Annotated in this window: 17 protein-coding genes and 1 tRNA gene; 4 read left to right on the plus strand and 14 right to left on the minus strand. The window is 64.4% G+C overall.

Going from position 1 to position 19,103, the window contains the following annotated elements:
- Positions 1–509: 509 nt before the first annotated feature.
- Genes rpsN through rpmB form a run of 3 tightly spaced genes read right to left on the minus strand, consistent with a single transcriptional unit; the run spans position 510 to position 1,225 of the window.
- A complete protein-coding gene (rpsN, locus tag PV375_RS07265) occupies positions 510–815 on the minus strand; it encodes a 30S ribosomal protein S14 (protein ID WP_201518049.1) in 306 nt (101 codons plus the stop codon).
- Positions 816–818: 3 nt separating this feature from the next.
- Positions 819–989, minus strand: coding sequence for a 50S ribosomal protein L33 (gene rpmG, locus PV375_RS07270; protein ID WP_068483925.1), 171 nt, complete (start codon positions 987–989; stop codon positions 819–821).
- Entirely contained in the window at positions 989–1,225 is a 237-nt protein-coding gene (gene rpmB, locus PV375_RS07275; RefSeq protein ID WP_332106748.1) for a 50S ribosomal protein L28, read from the minus strand. Before rpmB ends, rpmG begins: the two co-directional genes overlap by 1 nt.
- 283 nt (positions 1,226–1,508) lie before the next feature.
- Between rpmB and PV375_RS07280 the strand changes: the two genes are divergently transcribed.
- On the plus strand, positions 1,509–2,906 hold the full coding sequence (locus PV375_RS07280) for an L-serine ammonia-lyase (RefSeq protein ID WP_332106749.1): 1,398 nt from the start codon (positions 1,509–1,511) through the stop codon (positions 2,904–2,906).
- A gap of 26 nt (positions 2,907–2,932) precedes the next feature.
- Here the strand turns inward: PV375_RS07280 and selB are convergent, their stop codons facing one another.
- The 3 genes from selB to PV375_RS07295 form a co-directional block, all read right to left on the minus strand.
- On the minus strand, positions 2,933–4,732 hold the full coding sequence (selB, locus tag PV375_RS07285; protein WP_332106750.1) for a selenocysteine-specific translation elongation factor: 1,800 nt from the start codon (positions 4,730–4,732) through the stop codon (positions 2,933–2,935).
- Positions 4,729–6,087 carry an L-seryl-tRNA(Sec) selenium transferase gene (gene selA, locus PV375_RS07290; RefSeq protein ID WP_332106751.1) on the minus strand — a complete coding sequence of 453 codons (1,359 nt, stop codon included), beginning with the start codon at positions 6,085–6,087 and terminating at the stop codon, positions 4,729–4,731. Before selA ends, selB begins: the two co-directional genes overlap by 4 nt.
- A 78-nt stretch (positions 6,088–6,165) precedes the next feature.
- Positions 6,166–6,261 (minus strand) — tRNA-Sec (locus PV375_RS07295).
- A 67-nt stretch (positions 6,262–6,328) separates the two neighbouring features.
- Here PV375_RS07295 and selD point away from each other — a divergent pair.
- Complete coding sequence (selD, locus tag PV375_RS07300; protein ID WP_332106752.1) at positions 6,329–7,339, plus strand: selenide, water dikinase SelD; 1,011 nt, start codon at positions 6,329–6,331, stop codon at positions 7,337–7,339.
- A gap of 664 nt (positions 7,340–8,003) precedes the next feature.
- On the opposite strand, the gene nrfD is transcribed toward selD, so the two are convergent.
- The 8 genes from nrfD to PV375_RS07340 are packed head-to-tail and all read right to left on the minus strand — an operon-like array spanning position 8,004 to position 17,686.
- Complete coding sequence (gene nrfD, locus PV375_RS07305; RefSeq protein ID WP_332106753.1) at positions 8,004–9,101, minus strand: NrfD/PsrC family molybdoenzyme membrane anchor subunit; 1,098 nt, start codon at positions 9,099–9,101, stop codon at positions 8,004–8,006.
- 20 nt (positions 9,102–9,121) lie between these two features.
- Complete coding sequence (locus tag PV375_RS07310; RefSeq protein WP_332106754.1) at positions 9,122–10,213, minus strand: 4Fe-4S dicluster domain-containing protein; 1,092 nt, start codon at positions 10,211–10,213, stop codon at positions 9,122–9,124.
- Positions 10,214–10,215: 2 nt separating this feature from the next.
- Complete coding sequence (gene fdh, locus PV375_RS07315) at positions 10,216–13,410, minus strand: formate dehydrogenase (protein WP_332106755.1); 3,195 nt, start codon at positions 13,408–13,410, stop codon at positions 10,216–10,218.
- A 30-nt stretch (positions 13,411–13,440) separates the two neighbouring features.
- Entirely contained in the window at positions 13,441–13,863 is a 423-nt protein-coding gene (locus PV375_RS07320) for a Fur family transcriptional regulator (protein ID WP_201613743.1), read from the minus strand.
- Positions 13,864–13,887: 24 nt separating this feature from the next.
- Positions 13,888–14,706, minus strand: coding sequence for a metal ABC transporter permease (locus PV375_RS07325; RefSeq protein ID WP_332106756.1), 819 nt, complete (start codon positions 14,704–14,706; stop codon positions 13,888–13,890).
- Complete coding sequence (locus PV375_RS07330; RefSeq protein ID WP_332106757.1) at positions 14,703–15,596, minus strand: metal ABC transporter permease; 894 nt, start codon at positions 15,594–15,596, stop codon at positions 14,703–14,705. Before PV375_RS07330 ends, PV375_RS07325 begins: the two co-directional genes overlap by 4 nt.
- Positions 15,593–16,474, minus strand: coding sequence for a metal ABC transporter ATP-binding protein (locus tag PV375_RS07335; RefSeq protein ID WP_332106758.1), 882 nt, complete (start codon positions 16,472–16,474; stop codon positions 15,593–15,595). Before PV375_RS07335 ends, PV375_RS07330 begins: the two co-directional genes overlap by 4 nt.
- 9 nt (positions 16,475–16,483) lie before the next feature.
- On the minus strand, positions 16,484–17,686 hold the full coding sequence (locus PV375_RS07340) for a metal ABC transporter substrate-binding protein (protein ID WP_332106759.1): 1,203 nt from the start codon (positions 17,684–17,686) through the stop codon (positions 16,484–16,486).
- Positions 17,687–17,947: 261 nt separating this feature from the next.
- Here PV375_RS07340 and PV375_RS07345 point away from each other — a divergent pair, with 261 nt between their 5' ends.
- Positions 17,948–18,715 (plus strand): DeoR/GlpR family DNA-binding transcription regulator, encoded by a 768-nt coding sequence (locus PV375_RS07345; protein ID WP_332106760.1) that lies wholly within the window; start codon positions 17,948–17,950, stop codon positions 18,713–18,715.
- A 65-nt stretch (positions 18,716–18,780) separates the two neighbouring features.
- The gene (locus PV375_RS07350; RefSeq protein WP_332106761.1) at positions 18,781–19,053 is read left to right on the plus strand and encodes an HPr family phosphocarrier protein; all 273 of its coding nucleotides are present in this window, start codon (positions 18,781–18,783) and stop codon (positions 19,051–19,053) included.
- Positions 19,054–19,103 lie beyond the last annotated feature (50 nt).

Raw genomic sequence — 19,103 nt, forward strand, 5'->3', positions numbered from 1 at the left:
CACCAGCAGCACCGCCACTCACCACTCCCACCGCTCTCACCGCTCTGACCGCTGACCACTCTCCCCACCTTCTGTGTGGGTTCGCGTCATTTGTACGTGGCACAGCACACACACTTGACGTGGAGACACACAAATCCCGCAGATGCGCGGGGGCGAAGCCCGGTGGGCGCGACGAAGCGAGGGGGCGCGGCGCAACGCGGGGGCGCGACGCAGCGAGGGGGCGCGACGCAGCGCTGGGGGCGCGACGTGCACCCCGCGCGTCGTTCGCGTACACCGCAAACACCGGAAGCCACCCCTATAGCGGTGTACCCGAGCGGTTTCGGTGTACCTGGGCGGACGTCGGGTGCGCGGACGGCGGGTGGGCGGACGGCGGGTGGGCAGACGGCGGGTGGGCGGACGTCGGGTGCACAGCGGCGGCAGCGCAACGCGGCGCGTCCCCGGCGGAAACGCGACGAGCCGCATCCCCAAGAGAAAAGGATGCGGCTCGTGCGTGAGTTAAAAAGCGGTGCTTACCAGCTCGACTTGCGGATGCCGGGCAGCTCGCCACGGTGCGCCATCTCGCGGAAACGGACACGCGAGATGCCGTACTCCGAGAGCACACCACGGGGACGACCGTCGATGGCGTCGCGGCTGCGCACGCGCACCGGCGAGGCGTCGCGGGGCAGCTTCTGCAGTGCCACGCGGGCCTCCTCGCGCGACTCGTCGGTGCCGTTCGGGTCGATGAGCTGCTTCTTCAGCTGCGCGCGACGCTCGGCGTAGCGGGCAACGATTTCTTTGCGCTGCTCGTTCTTTGCAATCTTGCTCTTCTTCGCCATGATCTATCGCTCCTCGCGGAATTCAACGTGCTTGCGGATCACCGGGTCGTACTTCTTCAGCACGAGGCGGTCGGGGGTGTTCCGACGGTTCTTCTTCGTGACGTAGGTGTAGCCAGTACCCGCGGTCGAGCGGAGCTTGATGATGGGACGGACGTCCTGTGACTTCTTCGCCATTAGAGCTTCACACCCTTCTTGATCAGGTCGGCAACCACCGCGTCGATGCCACGGGCGTCGACGACCTTGATGCCACGGGCCGAGAGCGTGAGGGTCACCTTACGCTTCAGCGACGGCACGTAGTACGTCTTCTTCTGGATATTCGGGTCGAACCGACGCTTGGTGCGACGGTGTGAGTGGGATACGTTGTGACCGAAACCGGGGGTGGTTCCCGTCACCATGCACACTGCTGCCATGGTTTCTCCTTCAATACCGCGACGCCGGGAAGCGTCGCCCAAGATCTCTTGTCTGCAGCAAGCGCTGCTTGTCAGCAACTCGCCACGGTCTCACTCGAGGGGAACCCAAGTGAGCCAGCTGACAACTATACCCGAGCGCGCGCATCCACACAATGACGAATCTGCCCCAAAACAAGCACCCCAAACCGGCAGCCGCGCCCGGCAGCCAACGCATCCGCTGCGAGCATCCAAACCCCAGCAATAGCCCAGCAAGCAGGCAGCCGCGCCGTTTAGCATCTTGCCCGTGAATATCAGTTGCTTTGAGCTGTTTCAGGTCGGTCTGGGACCTTCAAGCTCACACACTGTCGGCCCAATGCGGGCCGCGCGCGCATTTGTGCAAACCCTGGTCAACGACGACCGGTTCGCCAACCTCGCCACAATCCGCATCGACCTGTTCGGTTCGCTCGCAGCCACGGGCAAGGGCCACGGCACCCTCGAGGCGGTGCTGCTGGGGCTTGAGGGATACGATCCCTCCGCAACACTCCCCGACCAGGCTGATGCTGCTCGCGAACGCCAGCACACCACCGGCATCGTGCGCGTCGCCGAACAGCTCGGAAAAGCGTCGGTACCCATCAAACTCGGCGTCGACGATATTGTGCTGCGCCCGCTCACCATCCTGCCGCGGCACACCAATGGGATGCGGTTAGCTGCGGTGGGTGCCGACGGCACCGAACTGCTCACGCAGACCTGGTACTCGATCGGTGGCGGCGCGGTCGAACTCGAGGGCCAGGGTGCCGCAGCTGGCGCCGCCGTCGCCGTGCCGCATCCGTTCACTTCGGGTGCGGAGCTGCTGCAGACCTGCGCTGAAACGGGCTTGTCGGTTGCCGAGCTGATGCTGGCGAACGAGTGCGCATCCCGCCCCGAAACCGAGGTGCGGGCGCGCCTGAACGAACTGTGGGAGGTGATGGAGGCGTGCAAAGACTCGGCGATCCGCCGCAGCGGACCGCTTCCGGGCGGACTGCAGGTGCATCGCCGTTCACCCGCATGGCACACTCGTCTGCGCCAGCTTGATCCCGATCGCGAAGAACGGTTCTGGCAAGAGTGGACGAATCTCGTAGCACTGGCCGTCAATGAAGAAAACGCTTCGGGCGGGCGTATCGTGACCGCCCCAACCAACGGCGCCGCCGGAATTATTCCGGCCGTATTGTTCTATGCCACCCACTATCTGCCCGGTGCAAAACATTGGGATGCGACCCAAAAACAGGCCGTGATCGCCGACTTTTTGCTCGCGTCGGCCGCAATCGGGGGACTTATTAAACGCCACGCATCCATTTCGGGTGCCGAGGTTGGTTGCCAGGGCGAGGTGGGATCAGCCTCGGCCATGGCTGCCGCCGGGCTCGCGCAGGTGCTCGGCGGCACTCCCCCGCAGGTTGAAAACGCTGCCGAAATCGCGATGGAGCACCACCTCGGGCTCACCTGCGACCCGATTGCCGGGCTCGTGCAAATTCCCTGTATTGAACGCAATGCGATTGCGGCATCCACCGCGGTGAACGCGGCAAAAATGGCGATGATGGGTGATGGGTCACACTTTGTGTCACTGGATGATGTGATCGTCACGATGCGCGAAACGGGCCGCGATATGAGTGCAAAATACAAGGAGACCGCGCTCGGCGGGCTCGCGGTTAACGTCGTCGAATGCTAGTTCGTATCGCGGCTGGCTCAGGGCACCTACAACACCATGCGCCGGCTGTCATCAACACGCCTGGTGAGTCGGCGACGGTCGAGCAGCTCGAGAAGTGGCACCGCCACGCGTCGGCTGGTGTCGAGCCGCTGACGCGCCTCACTCACAGTGAACGGCTGCGGCAGCTCACGCAGTATTGCTGCCGCCCGCGCCGGTGCATCCGGTAGCAGCACGATCCCCTCGGCGATGCGCAGCAGCCGCCCCGCACGCTCAGCCGCCGCGAGTTCTCGACGCCCAAGTTTGAGCGCCGCGAGCGTGTCGGCATCCGGTGCCACAAACGGCGCCGTGCGCAACTGGGTTTCAAGTTTTGCCACCGCCGCCTCGATGGGTCCGAGTGTGGCGGCGCGCTGTGCGGCGCAGATTCTCCCGTCACGCACCTCGAGTTTTGCCAGCCGCACCACCGAGCCCAGCAGTTCCGCATCCGGAACCGCCAGCGCATCCACGGCCGCATCCCGGGTTATACCCACGCTGAGCGGATCAGCAGCCGCGTCATCGACCACGAGCTTCCGCAACTGCCGCGCCCAGCCCAGCAGCGCATCCTTGGTGGCAAGCCACGCACCAATTCGCACGAGCTCATTCGGCAGTTCATCTGGCACCTCGATGCCAAACTGTTCGATCCTCGCCGCCGGCATCGCACCACGCCGCGCCACCTCGTGCACGATCGACCCGGTGTCGGCCATGCCCGCGAGTTCGGCACCGCGGCGGCGGCCGGCACCGCGCCGACGCAGCTGCGGCGGGTCAACATCCAGCACCAGCGCGCCGCCAATTCCCACGGCCGCGCCCGGTGCGCGCAGCACGAGCCGGTCACCAATCTGTAACGGCAACTCGGCAGCAAAATGTAGCCGCGCGTGTTCGGCACCGAAATCGCGCACGGTCGCCGCAATCGCCGCGGTGCCGAGGTGGGCGATCACCTCGCGCGGGAGTTCATCGAACGCTGGCCCACTGACGCGACGCACATCCACCGAGTCGCTCGCCCACCAGCGCTGCGGGGTCACGAGTGCCTGTCCGCGGGCCGCAACCCCGGAAGGTACACCCCGCAAATTCACCGCCACTCGGCTAACCCCGGTGACTCGAGTCTCGTCGTGTTTGCCGCGCTGCAGACCGCGTACCTGCACCGCCACCGGGTCGGCATCCCCGCGCCACAGCTCAAGCTGTTGGTCAATTTCGAGGGCACCCTCGGCGAGCGTGCCGGTGACCACGGTACCCGCACCAGAAATAGTAAATGCCCGGTCAAGCCACATTCTTATCGGGGCGGATGCGTCCGGTTCAGGCAGTTGCGCCAGTGTCGCGTCGAGCGCCTCGCGCAGCTCGTGCAGCCCGCTGCCTTCCAGCGCGCACACCGGCACGATCGGCGCATCCGCGAGCGCGGTTCCCGCCAACTGTTGCCGCACCTGCGCGGTGGTGGCGTCGAGTTGTGTGTCGTCGGCAAGGTCGGTGCGGGTGAGTGCCACCACACCGTGCCGGATGCCGAGCGCCACCGCCGCGGCAAGATGGTCGGTCGACTGCGGCTGCCACCCCTGGTCGGCGGCGACCACGAAGAGCACCACCGGCGCGGGGCCGAGCCCGGCGAGCATATTGCCGATGAATCGCTCGTGACCGGGCACATCCACGAATGCGACCGAGCGGCCCGAGTCGAGTTCAAACCAGGCAAAACCGAGGTCGATCGTGAGCCCGCGGCGGCGCTCTTCGGCCAGCCGGTCGGGTTCGATGCCGGTGAGCGCCCGCACCAGAGTCGATTTGCCGTGGTCGACATGCCCGCTGGTGGCGACCACAAAACGCCCGGTCACCGCAGTGCTCGCAGTGCGGCAATAATCGCGTCAGCCAGCTCGGCGTCACGGTCGGCGGGGATGCAGCGCAGGTCAATCAGGCAGGCGCCATCGTGACTGCGCGGCAGCACCGCCGGAGTGCCAGTGCGCAGCGGTGTGGCGGCGGCCTCGGGAAGCGCGAGCGCCCAGCCGGGAAGCGGCACCCCAACTCCGCCGCCACCGCCAACGCGACCATCGTGCGGGACGATAGCGATTTCGATGTCGGTTGCGGCTGTCGCGCGGCTGGCGAGCTGCTCGGTGCGCTGCCGCAACTGGTCTGCATCCGCGCCCAGTGCCTCGCGCACCGGTGAGGTTCCGGCAGCGACGGTTGCCTCAACTGCCGCCAGTGTGAGTTTGTCGGCGCGCACCGCGCGAGCGATCGGATGCCTGGCAATGCGGCCAATGAGGTCGCGTCGGCCGAGAATGATGCCGGCCTGCGGCCCGCCGAGCAGTTTGTCACCGCTCGCGATCACCAAATCGGCGCCTTCACCCAGGGCGGTTGTGGCATCGGGTTCGTTCGGTAGCCGCGGCTCGGGCGCCAACAACCCCGAGCCAATATCGGCGATCAGCGGTACGCCCCGTTCGCGGCACAGTTCGGCAAGGGGCGAGGTTTCGACCGAACTGGTGAACCCGGCAACGTAATAGTTACTCGGATGAATTTTCAGCACGCATCCGGTTTCAGTGGTGACGGCCTCGTCATAGTCGGCCAGATGCGTGCGGTTGGTGGTGCCAATTTCGCGGATGCGCGCGCCGGTTGCGGCGATCAGGTCGCTGATGCGGAATCCGGCTCCGATCTCGATAAATTCACCGCGGCTGAGCACGATTTCTTTCGCACCGACACCTTTTTCGTCGGTGGCGCCGGTGCCCGCGAGCGCGGTGGTGGCGAGCATCAGCGCGGCGGCTGCATTGTTGACGATGAGCGCATCCTCGGCCGCGGGGCAGGCGGCAAGGAGCGCCGCCCGCGCCCCAACGCCGCGTCGCGAGCGGGTGCCGGTGGCGAGGTCGAGTTCAAGATCACAGTATCCGGCGGCTTCAACAATGGCGGTGGTGGCGGCGGCCGAAAGCGGTGCGCGGCCGAGGTTTGTGTGCACGATCACCCCGGTGGCGTTGAGCACCGGCCGCAGCGAGACAGGACGCGTGGAGGCGATCGATGCGACGACCTCGGCGGCAACCTGCTCGGGCGCGATTTCACCGCGGCGGGCGCGCTGCTGCGTGGCGTGAATCACCCCGCGTAGCACCTGTTCGCCCAGACCGGCAGCGGCGGCACGCACCTCGGGCAGCGCGAGCAGCGTGTCGGTGCGTGGGATGCGGCGGCGCGGGTCGTCGGGGGATGTCATGTCACCTGCTTCATTGCGGCTGCCGGGCGTGGTGGCGCGGCGAGCTTGTGCGGGTTGCGATGCACGGTGGCATCACGGTGGCGGAAGCGGACGGGAATCGAACCCGCCAGACCGAGCTACTCGGCCTCACCGGTTTTGAAGACCGGGGGGCCCACCAGGGCACCAGACGCCTCCAGTGAGCGACAACTTACCAGCAAAGAACTTTCACGACGCGGTTGCCGGCCGTGGGTAGGCTAGCCGCATGGAACCGACTGCACAGTTCAATGACGAATCCGCGCTGCGACTCACTACCACGGCCAGCGGCGGCGGCTGCGCCTGCAAAATCCCGCCGGGCGAGCTCGAAAACGTGGTGAGTGAACTCGCCGGTCAAGACTATGACAGTGTGATCGTCGGGCTCGATGACGGTGACGACGCGGCCGCTGTTCGCATCCAGGATGGGCTGGCGGTCCTGAGCACGGCCGACTTTTTTACGCCCGTGGTCGACAGCGCTTACGATTGGGGCCGCATCGCCGCCACCAACGCACTTTCGGATATTTACGCGATGGGTGGCACCCCGACTGTCGCGATCAACCTCGTGGGCTGGCCGCGTGCATCCCTGCCCATGGAACTCATGCGCGAAGTGCTGCGCGGCGGGCTCGATGTGGCCAAGCAGGTGTCGTGCCCGGTGATCGGTGGCCACTCGATTGATGCGCCCGAGCCGGTGTATGGTATGGCGGTTACCGGCACCGCGCATCCCGACAAACTGCTGCGCAATGACGCTGCTGAGCCGGGGCTGCCGATCACGCTTACGAAGCCGATCGGTGTGGGCATCCTCAACAACCGGCACAAGTCGACCGGTGAGGTGTTCCCCGAGGCGATCGAGGTGATGACCACGCTGAACGCCGAGGCATCGCGTAAGGCGCTCGAGTCGGGGGCGAAAGCGGCCACCGATGTCACCGGGTTTGGGCTGCTCGGTCACCTGTTCAAGATGTGCCGCGCCTCGGGTGTGGATGCGGTGATCGACCGCTCGTCGGTGCCGTCGCTGGAGGCTGCGCGTCGCTCGATTGCTGAGGGATACATTTCTGGCGGTTCGAGGCGGAATCTCGACTGGGTGCGCCCGCACCTTGATGTCGCGACGACCGTGACCGAAAACGACCTGATTTTGCTGGCGGATGCGCAAACCTCGGGAGGTCTGCTCGTGATCGGCGAGGTGCCCGGCTACCCGGTGATCGGTGAGACCGTGGCCGGCACGGGTCGCGTGCACATCCGCTAGCGCGAGCGCGCGGTCGCGCCGGGCGCCCGGCGCGACCGGTGCACGCGGGTGCCCGGCGCGGCCCGACGCAGTGCGCGGCAACCTGTGCGCGCACCCCCTTCTGCCTACAGAACACCGCCGCCCCTCCGGATCTGTGTGTGTCCGCGTCAAATGTGTGTGCCCTGCCACATACAAATAACGCGAACCCACACAGAACCCGAGAGAAGTGGAGCGCTGGGTTCGGCACTGGCGGGTGCGCGGCGAGCGCGCCTGCCAACGCGGAACGAGCCGGCGCGGGAGCACTGCGCCGCGATGCGCATCCCCCTCTGGTCACGGAACACCGTCGATACCCCCGAACCCAGCGCTTCCTCCCCCGGCCCTCGTGCCTCCTCCCCCGGATCCAGCGCCTCCTCCCCGGGATTTGTGTGGGTTCGCGTCAAATGTGGGTGTTGTGCCACATACAAATAACGCGAAGGCACACAGAACCGGGAAATGGGAGCCGCGAGGGTGAAGCGCAAGACCGCAGGGCAGGACGCGGCGGGGATGCGACGCGGCGGGGCACGACGCGGCGGGGATGCGGCGCCGAGCGCGGGTGCGAGGGCGCGCTCGGCGGCGACGCGAAGCGACGGCACGACGCGAAGGCACGACGCGAAGGCGAGCACCGCGCGCCCTCGCGAGGCGGGCGCTAGCCGGCGGTGGTGATGGAGTCGTCGACGATGCCCGCGGCGCGACGGGCCGCGAGCCGCGCTTTTTGCGGCTCGACCACGTGCCGCGGGTCGTGCGTCGACTCGATCCCAGCCTCGAGCACACCGAAACGGGTGAGCGCTGAGGCTCCGGCGAGCGCCAGCCCCGAAACGACCCCGAAAACACGATGCACGCGCGCCAGCAGCGCGCCAACCCCACCGGCGATCGCGAGCACTTCGGCAGCTTTGAGCATTTTGCCCGGCTGTCCGCTTTCAAGCGGCTCGCGCTCGGCCGGATGCATATTTTCTTTCATCAGGTGCATGGCGGCCACATCACCGATCACGCCAGCCACGGCAAGCTTCTGTGCCGGACCGATCTCGGCCGTGGGAGTGGTCACCATCGCCACGCCGGATGCGGCCAGCGACGCCGAGCTGGCGAACAGATACGGCAGCTCTCGTCGGCCTGCGTTCCACACCGGGTTAGCGGTGTCGGCAATGAGCACCGCGGTGTAGGTGGCAAGCGGCGCAGCCATCGCTGCCGCACCGACCCCGGCCACCGGGGCCGTGACATCGACCAGGCGCCGCGCAAACTTCGGTAGCGGCAGCCGGCGGCCCGTCGCACGGTCGACCTCGGCGATAGCAGGAATGGCGGCAAGACTCGAGAATCCGGCGAGAATCCAAGACCCGACACTCATCGGCGAGGTGATTTTGAAGGTGCGCATCATGTTGATGAAACGCTCGGGGCGGCCGAGGTCTTTGATGAGCGCCAGCGCACCCACACCGATAGCGGCCAGCGCAGTGATGCGCGTGTTACGCAGCAGTCGCGGCCGCTTCGTCGCCTGCGCCCCCAGCGCGAGCAGCGACGAGCCACCCGCCACACCGCCGAGAAAGAAGTAGATGCCGATCTCGTGCTTCCACGGCGGCGCCTTCACGATCGGGCGGCCGTAATACGACGAGAACTCCACATCGTCGACCATCGCCATCTCACGCGAGCCATCACCGCCACCGTCCGGACGGCGACGCGGTTGATCACCGTCGCGGCGTCGTCGGCGACGCGGCGGCTCGGGCGGGCGGTATCCGTCAAATACTGAGGTGCTCATTCGTTTCCGGCCTCGCTCGTCTACTTCCGCCCGCCGAGAAATGCGAGCGCAACCGCGCCGAGCATCCCGGCAGCGGCCACCACCGCGTGCTTAAACATCTGCGGCAAATCTTTCGTGGGAACTCGCGGGTCGGGCGGCAGCCCATAGGTCTCGGGTTCGTCGAGCAGCAAAAACACCGAACCGGTACCGCCCACACCGTCGAGCTCATTCGCACCGTACAGTCGGGCCTCGGTGAGTCCCTGCTCGTGCAGCTGCTTTACGCGCGCTTTCGCCTGCGCCACCATCTCGGCGCGGTCACCGAATTTGATCGAGGTGGTGGGGCAGGTTTTTGCACAGGCGGGCTGTTCGCCAACTACGAGCCGGTCGTAGCAGAGCGTGCACTTATTGGCGGTGCCTCGGTTGGGTATCTCCTGCTCGAATTCGTTGACGTGATCGTCGCGCTGCGCCTTGGTCTGCACTGTGCCATCGTCGCGACGTTCAATCACACCAAACGGGCAGCCGGCTACGCACGTTCCACAGCCATTACACACATCAGCCTGCACCACTACAGTGCCGAACTCGGTGCGATAGAGCGCACCGGTGGGGCACACATCCAGGCAGCCGGCGTAGGTGCAGTGTTTGCACACATCCGATGACATCAACCAGCGGAACTCTGGGGTGTCGGGCATGGTGGTATCGGTGTCGGATGCGTACTGTTTCGCCACCGCGGCTGCCGGCCCCTCGGGCGGCCGCACGGTCGGCATACCGAGGTTCACCAGTTGGCGGCCCGATTCGCGGGCCTGCTCGATGCGCTCGCCGTCCTGTTCGATGAAGGCGACGTGCCGCCAGGTGTTGGCGCCGAGTGACCCGGTGTTGTCGTATGACGAGCCGAGCAGCTCAAAGTCGCCATCCTGCGGGTTTTGGTTCCACTCTTTGCACGCGACCTCGCAGGCCTTACAGCCGATGCAGATTGAGGTGTCGGTGAAAAACCCTTTGCGCTCGTGCGTGTGCTGCCAGTTGACCGCCGCGGCGGGGTCGGCGGCGTCTGCACTGGGGTTACCGGCATAGACCCTGCCGAGATCGTTCACGCGGCCGAGGTTGATTGCGCCGCGGCGTTCCGGGGTCATGGTCATCGTCATGCCTCCTTAGCGTCGCTGCCGGATGCCAGGATACCCGCGCGCTCTCGGTATTCGTTGACCAAGCGCTCACGGTCTTCACCCTGCGGGCGGCGGCCGGGGCGAATATCGCAGGCACCGGTTTTCGCATCCTGGATGTACACGTTCGGGTCGAGCGTCAGGCCGAGTAGGTCGTTGACCGAGTCGCCGGTGACGATCGCGTCACCGCCGACACCCCAGTGGTAGGGCAGACCGATCTGATGCACGGTGGTGCCGTTGGCCACGACGGGGCGCACTCGTTCGGTAACCAGCACGCGCACTTCGATAGCGGCACGCGGCGAGACGATTGTGGCCCAGCCACCGTTTTCGAGACCGCGCAGTTCGGCGAGCTCGGGCGAAATTTCGGCGAACATTTCTGGTTGCAGCTCGGATAGGAACGGCAACCAGCGGCTCATACCGCCGGCGGTGTGATGCTCGGTGAGTCGATAGGTGGTGAACGCGAACGGATACACCTCGGCACCGGGCGTGCCGGCGACCGGTTTGAGCAGGTTGTCGCTGCGGCTAAATTCGACCTGCGTCGGCGGGTTTTGCACCGAGTACACCGAGTTACCGACCGGCGATTCGTGCGCTTCGTAGTGCGCCGGCAGCGGCCCGTCGATCACGCCCTGCGGCGCGAACAGCCACGCCTTACCGTCGGGTTGCATGATGAACGCATCCGTACCCGCGAGCGATGCCGGGCCCGCCGGATCACCCTCGGGGCTTGCATCCGGGGCGCGATCGGCCGGGAAGTCGGGCACGTCGGGGCCGACCCACTTGCCGGTGTCGGCATCCCACCACACAAGTTTTTTGCGTTCGCTCCAGGGCTTGCCGTCGGCGTCGGCCGATGCGCGGTTGTAGAGGATGCGGCGGTTCGCCGGCCACACCCACGCCCAGTTCGACTGCATCTCGTTTTGTTCGTCGCGCTTGGGGCGGCGGCGCGACTGGTTGACGTTGTCGGCAAACACGCCCGCGTAAATCCAGCAGCCACCAACAGTGGAGCCGTCGGCGCGCAGCTCGTTGAAGCCCTTCACGAGCCCCTGTTCATTGGGGCCCTCGGCGAGCCGGTAACCGTTGATTTCGCGCAGCACAGCCTCGGCGTCGGGTTCGCCATGCTCGTCTACCGGGTAGTCCCAGGTGAGGTCGAGTAGCGGCCGGTCACGCGGGTCGGTGCTGTCGGCCAGGCGTTCACGGATGCGCTTTCCGAGCTCGTAGAAGAACTCGAGTTCGCTCTGTGCCTCACCCGGCGGGGTGACGGCCTGTTCACGCCATTGCAACATGCGCTGCGTCTGCGTAAACGTGCCGGATTTTTCCATGTGGTTAGCGGCAGGCAGGAAGAATACTTCGGTTTCGATGTCTTCGGTGCGCAGCTCACCCGATTCGATCTCGGGGCCGTCCTTCCACCAGGTGGCCGATTCGATCATCGAGTAGTCACGCACCACCAGCCACTTCAGGTGGCTCATGCCGAGCCGCTGCATCCGACCATTTGCCGAACCAACCGCTGGGTTTTGGCCGAGGATGAAGTAGCCGTCGACCTCGTCGCGCAGCATCCGCATCACGGTCTGATAGGTGCCGTGGGCGCCGTTGAGCCGTGGTAAATAGTCGTAGGCGAAGTCGTTTTCAGGTGTGGCTGCATCGCCCCACCATGCCTTCAGCATGCTGATGGTGTAGGCATCGGCGTTTGCCCAGAAGCTCTTCTGGTTCTTGGGCCCGACCGCGTTGAGATAGTCGTCGAGGGTGTCGTGCACGCCGGCGCTGGGCATCGGTAGGTATCCCGGCAGCAGGTTGAACAGCGTGGGGATGTCGGTAGATCCCTGAATCGAGGCGTGGCCGCGCAGCGCCATGATGCCCGATCCGGGTCGACCGATGTTGCCCATGAGTAGCTGCAGGATGGTGGCGGTGCGGATGTATTGGGCACCCTGAGCGTGCTGGGTCCAGCCAACGGCGTAGGCGAAGCAAGTGGTGCGGTCGCGCCCCGAGTTTTGCACGATTGAGTCGGCCAGGTACTGGAAGTCGGCGCGCGAAATACCGCAGACTTCTTCAACCATTTCGGGCGTGTAGCGCGCGTAGTGGCGTTTGAGGATCTGGAAAACGCTGCGGGGATGCTGCATCGTCGGGTCGGTCTGGCAGGTTTCACCAGCCGCGACCGTCCTATCCGAGCCGTCGGGTGCGGCGTACTGCCAGGTTGACCTGTCGTAGCTGCCGGTTTCGGGGTCGAATCCCGAGAACAGCCCGTCGAGGTCCTCTGGGCCTTCGTATCCTTCGCTCACCACCGAGGTGGCGTTGGTGAAGGCACGCACGTACTCGTCGAAGTAGAGCTCGTTCGTGATGACGTGGTTGATGAGCGCGCCCAGCAGCACGATGTCGCTTCCCACGCGGATGCGAATGTGTTTATCGGCATTCGCGGTCGTGCGGGTGAATCGCGGATCAACGTGAATGATGCGGGCACCGCGCAGTTTGGCTTCGATCACCCATTGGAACCCAACGGGGTGACATTCGGCCATGTTGGAACCCTGAATGATGATGCAATCGGCATTTGCCATGTCTTGCAACGACTGGGTCGCACCACCGCGCCCGAACGAGGCTCCCAGACCGGGAACCGTGGCGGAGTGTCATATGCGGGCTTGGTTTTCGATCTGAATCGCGCCGGCTGCGGTGAACAGCTTTTTGATCAGATAGTTTTCTTCGTTGTCGAGCGTGGCGCCACCGAGGGATGCGATACCCATGGTGCGGCGCAGCGGACGGCCGTCTTCGTCGCGGTCTTCCCACCAATTGGCGCGCGCTTCGAGAAAGCGGTCGACGATCATGTCGATGGCTTTTTCGCGATCGATGCGCTGCCAATCGCGTGCGCGGGGTGCGCGGTAGAGCACTTCGGTGACGCGGTTGGGGCTGTTGCCAAGCTGTTCGCTGGCCGAGCCCTTGGGGCACAGGCGCCCGCGCGAAATTGGTGAGTCGGGGTCGCCCTCGACCTGAATCACCTTGTTGTCTTTGGTGTAGACAAGCTGACCGCATCCCACCGCGCAGTAGGGGCAGACACTGCGTGCCACACTGTCGGCGGTGGCAATACGCGGCTCGGTTGATTCGGTGCGAGCCGAAGTCACGGCAGGCCCGCGACCGGTGGTATCACCGGTGCGTAGCTGGCGCAGAACCGGCCAGCCAAGAAAGCTCTTGCGTGACATGTCAGCAGTCTAGGCGAGTTTTCGCCGTCGTCACTTTTTTTCAGCAGTTTTTGTGCAATTGCCACACAGTCCGAACACTTCGAGCACGTGGGTGGGTTCGCTATAGCCGTGCTCGGCTGCCACCTGCCTGGCCCACGACTCAATTTCGTTGTCTTCGATCTGTTCGGCAGCTCCGCAGCGCCGACAAACGATGTGATGGTGGTGCCCGTCATCGTCACAGAACCGGTAGAGTTCTGCATCCTCATGACGGATGCTGTCGGCAAGCCCATCGGCGACGAGCGTACCGAGTGCCCGGTACACGGTTGCCAGACCGATGCGCTGTCCGCTTTCTTCAAGCAACCGGTGCAATTCTTGCGCCGTTACAAAACCGCCCTCAGCCTCGAGCCGCTCACGCACAGCCTCGCGCTGCCAGGTGCGGCGGCGCTGGGGTGCCCGGGATACGTCACTGTTCATGGCCTCTACTCTAGGGCGAGGTCGTCACCCGCGGGCAATCTTTGTGCGTGCCGGGATGCTCGCACGTGCCGCGTTCCATCCCCACGCCAGCAAAAAAATCATGGTTGCAGTGATTGCCATCGCTCCCCCGGCGGCCAGGTTGAACCAGCGTGAGACGTAGAGTCCGAGCACTGCCGAACCCACGCCCAGCGCGCAGGCGAGCGGCACGAGGCGTTCGATGCGCTGCGTGAGTAGCCGCGCGGCGGCAGCCGGAGCCGCGATCATCGAGATCGCCAGGATGGAACCGATTGCCGGCATGGTTGCCACGACGGTCAGCGTGATCAACAGCAGCACGAGCACCTCGGTGCGCCACTCGCGGTAGCCGCTGGCGACAAACCCGCCGCGATCGAAGCTCGAAAACAGCAGTTCTTTCCACCACAGCGCGACGGCGAGCAGCGCAATCAGCAGCACGACACCGATGATGGCAATGTTTTCGGGCGGGATCGCCAGGATGGAGCCGGTGAGATACGACTCAACTTTCACCGGCAGCTGTGGGTTGAGCGCGTGCAAAAACACGCCGAGGGCGTAGCCAAACGAGAGCACGATGCCCGAGGCCACCTGTTTACCCTGCCGGTGGATGCGGCTGAGCGCCACCATCAGCGCCACGAGCCCCACGCCCATCACCCCGGCGCCAACAACGATATTGACACCCAGCACCGCGGCCATCACCCCGCCGGGGAAAGTGGCGTGGGTGAGCGCCACGGTGAAAAAGGCGCGGCGGCGCAGCACCACGAGGCAACCCACCAGCCCGCACAAAAATCCAACGAGCACCGCCGCCAAGAGTGCTGTTTGAAAGAGCGTCATGTGGCTACCGCCTCGGCACGACTCGGCCGCTGCGAGCGTTGTTTAACAAGTTTCACTCGCGTTGAAGTCGTGCTAATTGCTGCCACGATCAGGTACACCGCAACCATCATGAGCACGAGCACGGCCGAGGGTGAGATGGTGAGCCGCGCATCCACCGAAAGCCAATAGCCGCAGATCAGCCCGGCAACCGAAACCAGCACCGAACTCACGATCGCCACCGGCACGATCACGTGCAGTCGACGCGATACCAGCCGGCCGATAGCTGCGGGAACGATGAGCATGGCCAGCACCAGCAGATTACCAACCGCCCGGGATGCGGCCACCACAACCGCCGCAATCGCTAGGTTGAGGGCCAGCTTGTAGGCGAGCAGCGACAGTCCGGCTGCCTGCGCGCCGGCGGGATCGAACGAAATAAACAGCTGTTGCTTCCAGGTGAGCAGCACGGTGGCCAGCGCTGCGCCTCCCAGCACTGCGATTGCTACCAGATCGGCGGTTCGGATTGTGAGTAGCTGCCCGAACAGCAGGTGTTCAAGCCCGGTCGCGTAGCTGGTTGATCGTGAAATCAGTACGACGCCCAGCGCGAACGAGCCCGAAAGCAGCACGGCCGTGGTCGCATCCTCGCCCACGCCGCGATGCGCCGCCAGCGTGAGCAGCACGGTGGCGATCAGTGCCGCGATGATTGCGCCGAGATAGATGCCGTCGTAGCTGGCCGCAAGAAACCCGATCACCACGCCCGGGAAAACCGCGTGCACGATTCCGTCACTCAAAAACTCGAGTTCGCGCAGGTTGAGGGCCACCCCCACCACGGCTGCAACAGTGGCAATCAAGATGACCGCAAACAGTGCCCGCTGCATGAATGACGCACCGAAAATGGTCACGAGATCGGTCACGGCAGCGGCTCGCTTGTGCTCGTGTGCGGAATGGGATGCGGATGCGCGATCGCATCGGAGTGCGTCTCTCGGTGATCGGTTGATTCACCAAAGGTGGTGACCACCGAGGCGTCGGTGAGCACTTGGGCAACGGGCCCGAATGCGACCTGCTGGTGGTTGATGAGTAGTGCGTGGGTGCAGGCCTGGGTGGCTATTTCGAGGTCGTGGGTTGCAACCATGATGGCCATTTCTTCGCCTCGCAATTCGCGCAGCGTTTCAAGCAGAGCCGTGCGATTGGTGGTGTCGAGCCCGTTGAAGGGTTCGTCGAGCAGCAGCAGTTTCGGGTTGGATACGAGCGCGCGGGCGAGCAGGCCGCGCTGCTGTTGTCCGCCCGAGAGGTCACCGAAAACACGGTCGGCGCGGTCGGTGAGCCGCACCCGCTCGAGTGCCGCATCCACCGCCTGCTGATCGGTTTTACCCGGCCAGCGGAAGATACCAAGTTCTCGGTAGCGGCCCATCATGACCACCTGGCGCAGCGAGACCGGGAAGTTTGCGTCGAGGTCGGCTCGCTGCGGGAGGTAGCCGATGCGGTTGCTGGCCCGATCGAGATTGCCGCCAAACACGCGCAGCTCACCGTCGATAACTGATACGAGCCCGAGCAGTGCTTTCAGCACGGTTGATTTTCCGGCGCCGTTGGGGCCGATCAGCGCCACCGCCTCACCGGGCCGGACGGTGAGGGTGACGCCGGCGGCCGCCACGGCGGAGCCGTCGTAGCTCAGGTTGGCCGAGCGGAATTCCACGACCGGTGACTGCGCCGACTGCGCGGTGGGTGGAACGGCACATCCCCGAACCTGCGAGGAGGTTTCGGGGATGTGCCGTTCGTTGGATGTGTGAGTCACCCGATTAGCCTACTTATCGTCTTTCAGGCTGCTGGGCACCTCGCTCACCTTGCCGCCCCACGAGTCAACCAGCTGGGTCACGTTGTGGATCTGCGAACCGATGTAGGTCTCGCCGTCGCTGCCTTCCGGTCCGAGCGCGTCGGTGTAGAGTCCGTCTTCGCCGGAGTAGACCTTGGCGCCGGTTTCGTTGGCGATTGCTTTCGCGGTGTCGGGCGATAGCTGCTGTTCGGCAAAGATCGCGGGAACCTTGTGCTCTTTGATCTTGGCAATCAGCTCGTCGAGTTCGGCAGCGCTGGGTTCGGCATTGTCGTCCCAGCTGGGGATGATCGAACCGACGAAGGTGACGTCGTACTCGTCGTTGAAGTAGTGGAGAGCGTCGTGGTTGGTAACCAGCAGACGCTTGTCTTCGGGAATCTGGTCGATGTTGCTTTCGACCCACTCGTCGAGGTCGTCGAGCTTCTCGTTGTAGGCTTCAGCGTTCTTCTTGTAGGTGGCAGCGTTATCGGGGTCGGTGTCAGCAAGACCCTTGGCCACGTTTTCGACCATGTCTTCTGCGTTGCTGGGTGAAGTCCAGATGTGCGGGTTTACACCACCGTGGTCGTGGTCGTGGCCGCCGTGGCCGTGGCCGTGGCCGCCGTGGCCGTGGTCGTCATGGTCGTCATCGTCGTGTTCGTGCGCGTCATCGTCGTGGTCATGCGCATCATCATCGTGGTCATGCGCATCATCGTCGTGATCGTGCGCATCATCATCGTGGTCATGCGCATCATCATCGTGGTCATGCGCATCATCATCGTGGTCATGCGCATCATCATCGTGGTCATGCGCATCATCATCTTCGTGCACGTCAATGCCCACCGATGCGTCGATGCGCGCGCCCTTAAACTCGGCAGCGTCGAGCGTGTCGTCGAGCCAGGGTTCGAGGTCGACGCCGTTGTAAATCACCACATCCGCGTTGCGGAGCGCCTCGAGGTCAGCTGCGGTGGGTTCGAAGCCGTGTACCGATTGACCGGGCTTCAGCAGCGTTGTTACCTGAGCACCCGTGCCGTCACTCACCTCGCGAGCAAAGTCATCGAGCTGGGTGGTGGTAGTCACCACTGAAATCCCGTCGCTGTTATTGGCAGCAGGTGATTCACCGCTTGCGCAGCCGGCCAGTGCCAGCGATACGGCACCAATTGCACCGGCCATTCCGAGCAGGTTCGAAAACTTGCGCATCCTGTTCCTCTCATTTGCACGCGCGTCAAACAGAATCAGCCAACCGTAGCGATTAACAATAATCATTGTCAATTGATGCCAGGATGCGCAGCAGCATCCGGCCTTGCAATTGCCAAGTTGATGTTGAATCATCCAGCTGAACGTGCCGGAGGCAAACTAAAGACCGCAAGCTGCCAATTCTGCGGCAAATTACTTGCAAACTTAATTTTGCAAACGCAAAATAGAAGTATCCCCCGCTCCCGTCGGTCTGGAGTGAACAGTATGGCAACCAACCAACGCCGCGCCGAGATCACGGCCGCACTGCGCGCCGAACACACGGTGCGCATCAGCGACCTCGCCCAAAAATTTCAGGTCTCCCGCGAGACCATCCGCAAAGATCTCTACCGTCTCGAAGAAGAGGGTGTCGCCACTGTCGTCCGGGGCGGCGCTGTATTGCGCGACCAGCGGCGCGAATCAGCGTTCGAGCAGCGTCGCACGCTCAACGTCGAACGCAAGCGCACTATCGCCCGGCAGGCAGCATCCCTGGTTGAACCCGGCATGACGGTGTTTCTTGACTACGGCACCACCACGCAAATACTCGCCGAACAAATCGTCGAGGTCAGCCCGCTCACGGTGGTGACGAACACCCTACCGATCGCCAGCACCCTACTGGCCAACCCAGAAATCGCTCTAGTCATCCCCGGTGGCAATGTGCGCGCCGATGAGTCGTCGATTTCTGGACCGCTGGCCATGTGGAACCTGCAGCGGCTCTATTTTGATGTCGGTTTTTTCGGCTGCGCCGGCATCTCGGCCGAACGCGGCGTCACCAATTTTCACGTGCTCGAAGCCGACTTTTCGCGCCAGGCAATCGCGCACGCAAACCGCAGCTATTTGCTGGCTGACTCGAGCAAGTTTGGCACTGCCGCGCTCAACAAGGTCGTACCGCTGAGCGCGCTCGACGCCGTGATCACCGACGATGCAGTCGACCCCGAACAGGCCGAGGTGATCCGCGACGCTGGCCTTGAAGTTCGGCTGGCCAACACACCCTAGGGTGCAAACAAGTTCTCCACCCGCGAAGTCACACTTGAGTGCAATACACCCCGGAAGGAATACCCATGTCACAGGCAACTCGCACCATTACCGTCAACGACCCGGTCGGCCTGCACGCCCGCCCCGCATCCGAGCTGGTAAAAACCGTGGGCGAGAGCGGTGCCAAAGTCACCATTTCGAAAACTCCTGGTGAACCCGGCGTGGATGCGGCCAGCATCCTCGCGGTGCTCTCACTCGGTATTGCTCAGGGCGACACCGTCGAGCTTGTGGTGGACGGCGAAGATGCGGATGTGATCGCCGACCGGCTCGTCAAGCTCATCGCTGAACAGAACGGCTAGTTTCGCCGAAGCGACGACCTCAGCATTACACGCCATCATCTGCCCCGCTG

Source organism: Gulosibacter sp. GYB002, assembly GCF_036577665.1.
Taxonomy (GTDB): Bacteria; Actinomycetota; Actinomycetes; order Actinomycetales; family Microbacteriaceae; genus Gulosibacter; species Gulosibacter hominis.

Excerpts from the sequence above, each read along its gene's own strand:
- rpmB (WP_332106748.1), bottom strand. The coding sequence starts at position 1,225 with ATGGCAGCAGTGTGCATGGTGACGGGAACCACCCCCGGTTTCGGTCAC.
- rpmG (WP_068483925.1), bottom strand. The coding sequence starts at position 989 with ATGGCGAAGAAGTCACAGGACGTCCGTCCCATCATCAAGCTCCGCTCG.
- nrfD (WP_332106753.1), bottom strand. The coding sequence starts at position 9,101 with ATGAGCACCTCAGTATTTGACGGATACCGCCCGCCCGAGCCGCCGCGT.
- PV375_RS07320 (WP_201613743.1), bottom strand. The coding sequence starts at position 13,863 with ATGAACAGTGACGTATCCCGGGCACCCCAGCGCCGCCGCACCTGGCAG.
- PV375_RS07345 (WP_332106760.1), top strand. The coding sequence starts at position 17,948 with ATGGCAACCAACCAACGCCGCGCCGAGATCACGGCCGCACTGCGCGCC.
- selA (WP_332106751.1), bottom strand. The coding sequence starts at position 6,087 with ATGACATCCCCCGACGACCCGCGCCGCCGCATCCCACGCACCGACACG.
- selD (WP_332106752.1), top strand. The coding sequence starts at position 6,329 with ATGGAACCGACTGCACAGTTCAATGACGAATCCGCGCTGCGACTCACT.
- PV375_RS07350 (WP_332106761.1), top strand. The coding sequence starts at position 18,781 with ATGTCACAGGCAACTCGCACCATTACCGTCAACGACCCGGTCGGCCTG.
- PV375_RS07310 (WP_332106754.1), bottom strand. The coding sequence starts at position 10,213 with ATGACCATGACCCCGGAACGCCGCGGCGCAATCAACCTCGGCCGCGTG.
- rpsN (WP_201518049.1), bottom strand. The coding sequence starts at position 815 with ATGGCGAAGAAGAGCAAGATTGCAAAGAACGAGCAGCGCAAAGAAATC.
- PV375_RS07325 (WP_332106756.1), bottom strand. The coding sequence starts at position 14,706 with ATGACGCTCTTTCAAACAGCACTCTTGGCGGCGGTGCTCGTTGGATTT.
- PV375_RS07340 (WP_332106759.1), bottom strand. The coding sequence starts at position 17,686 with ATGCGCAAGTTTTCGAACCTGCTCGGAATGGCCGGTGCAATTGGTGCC.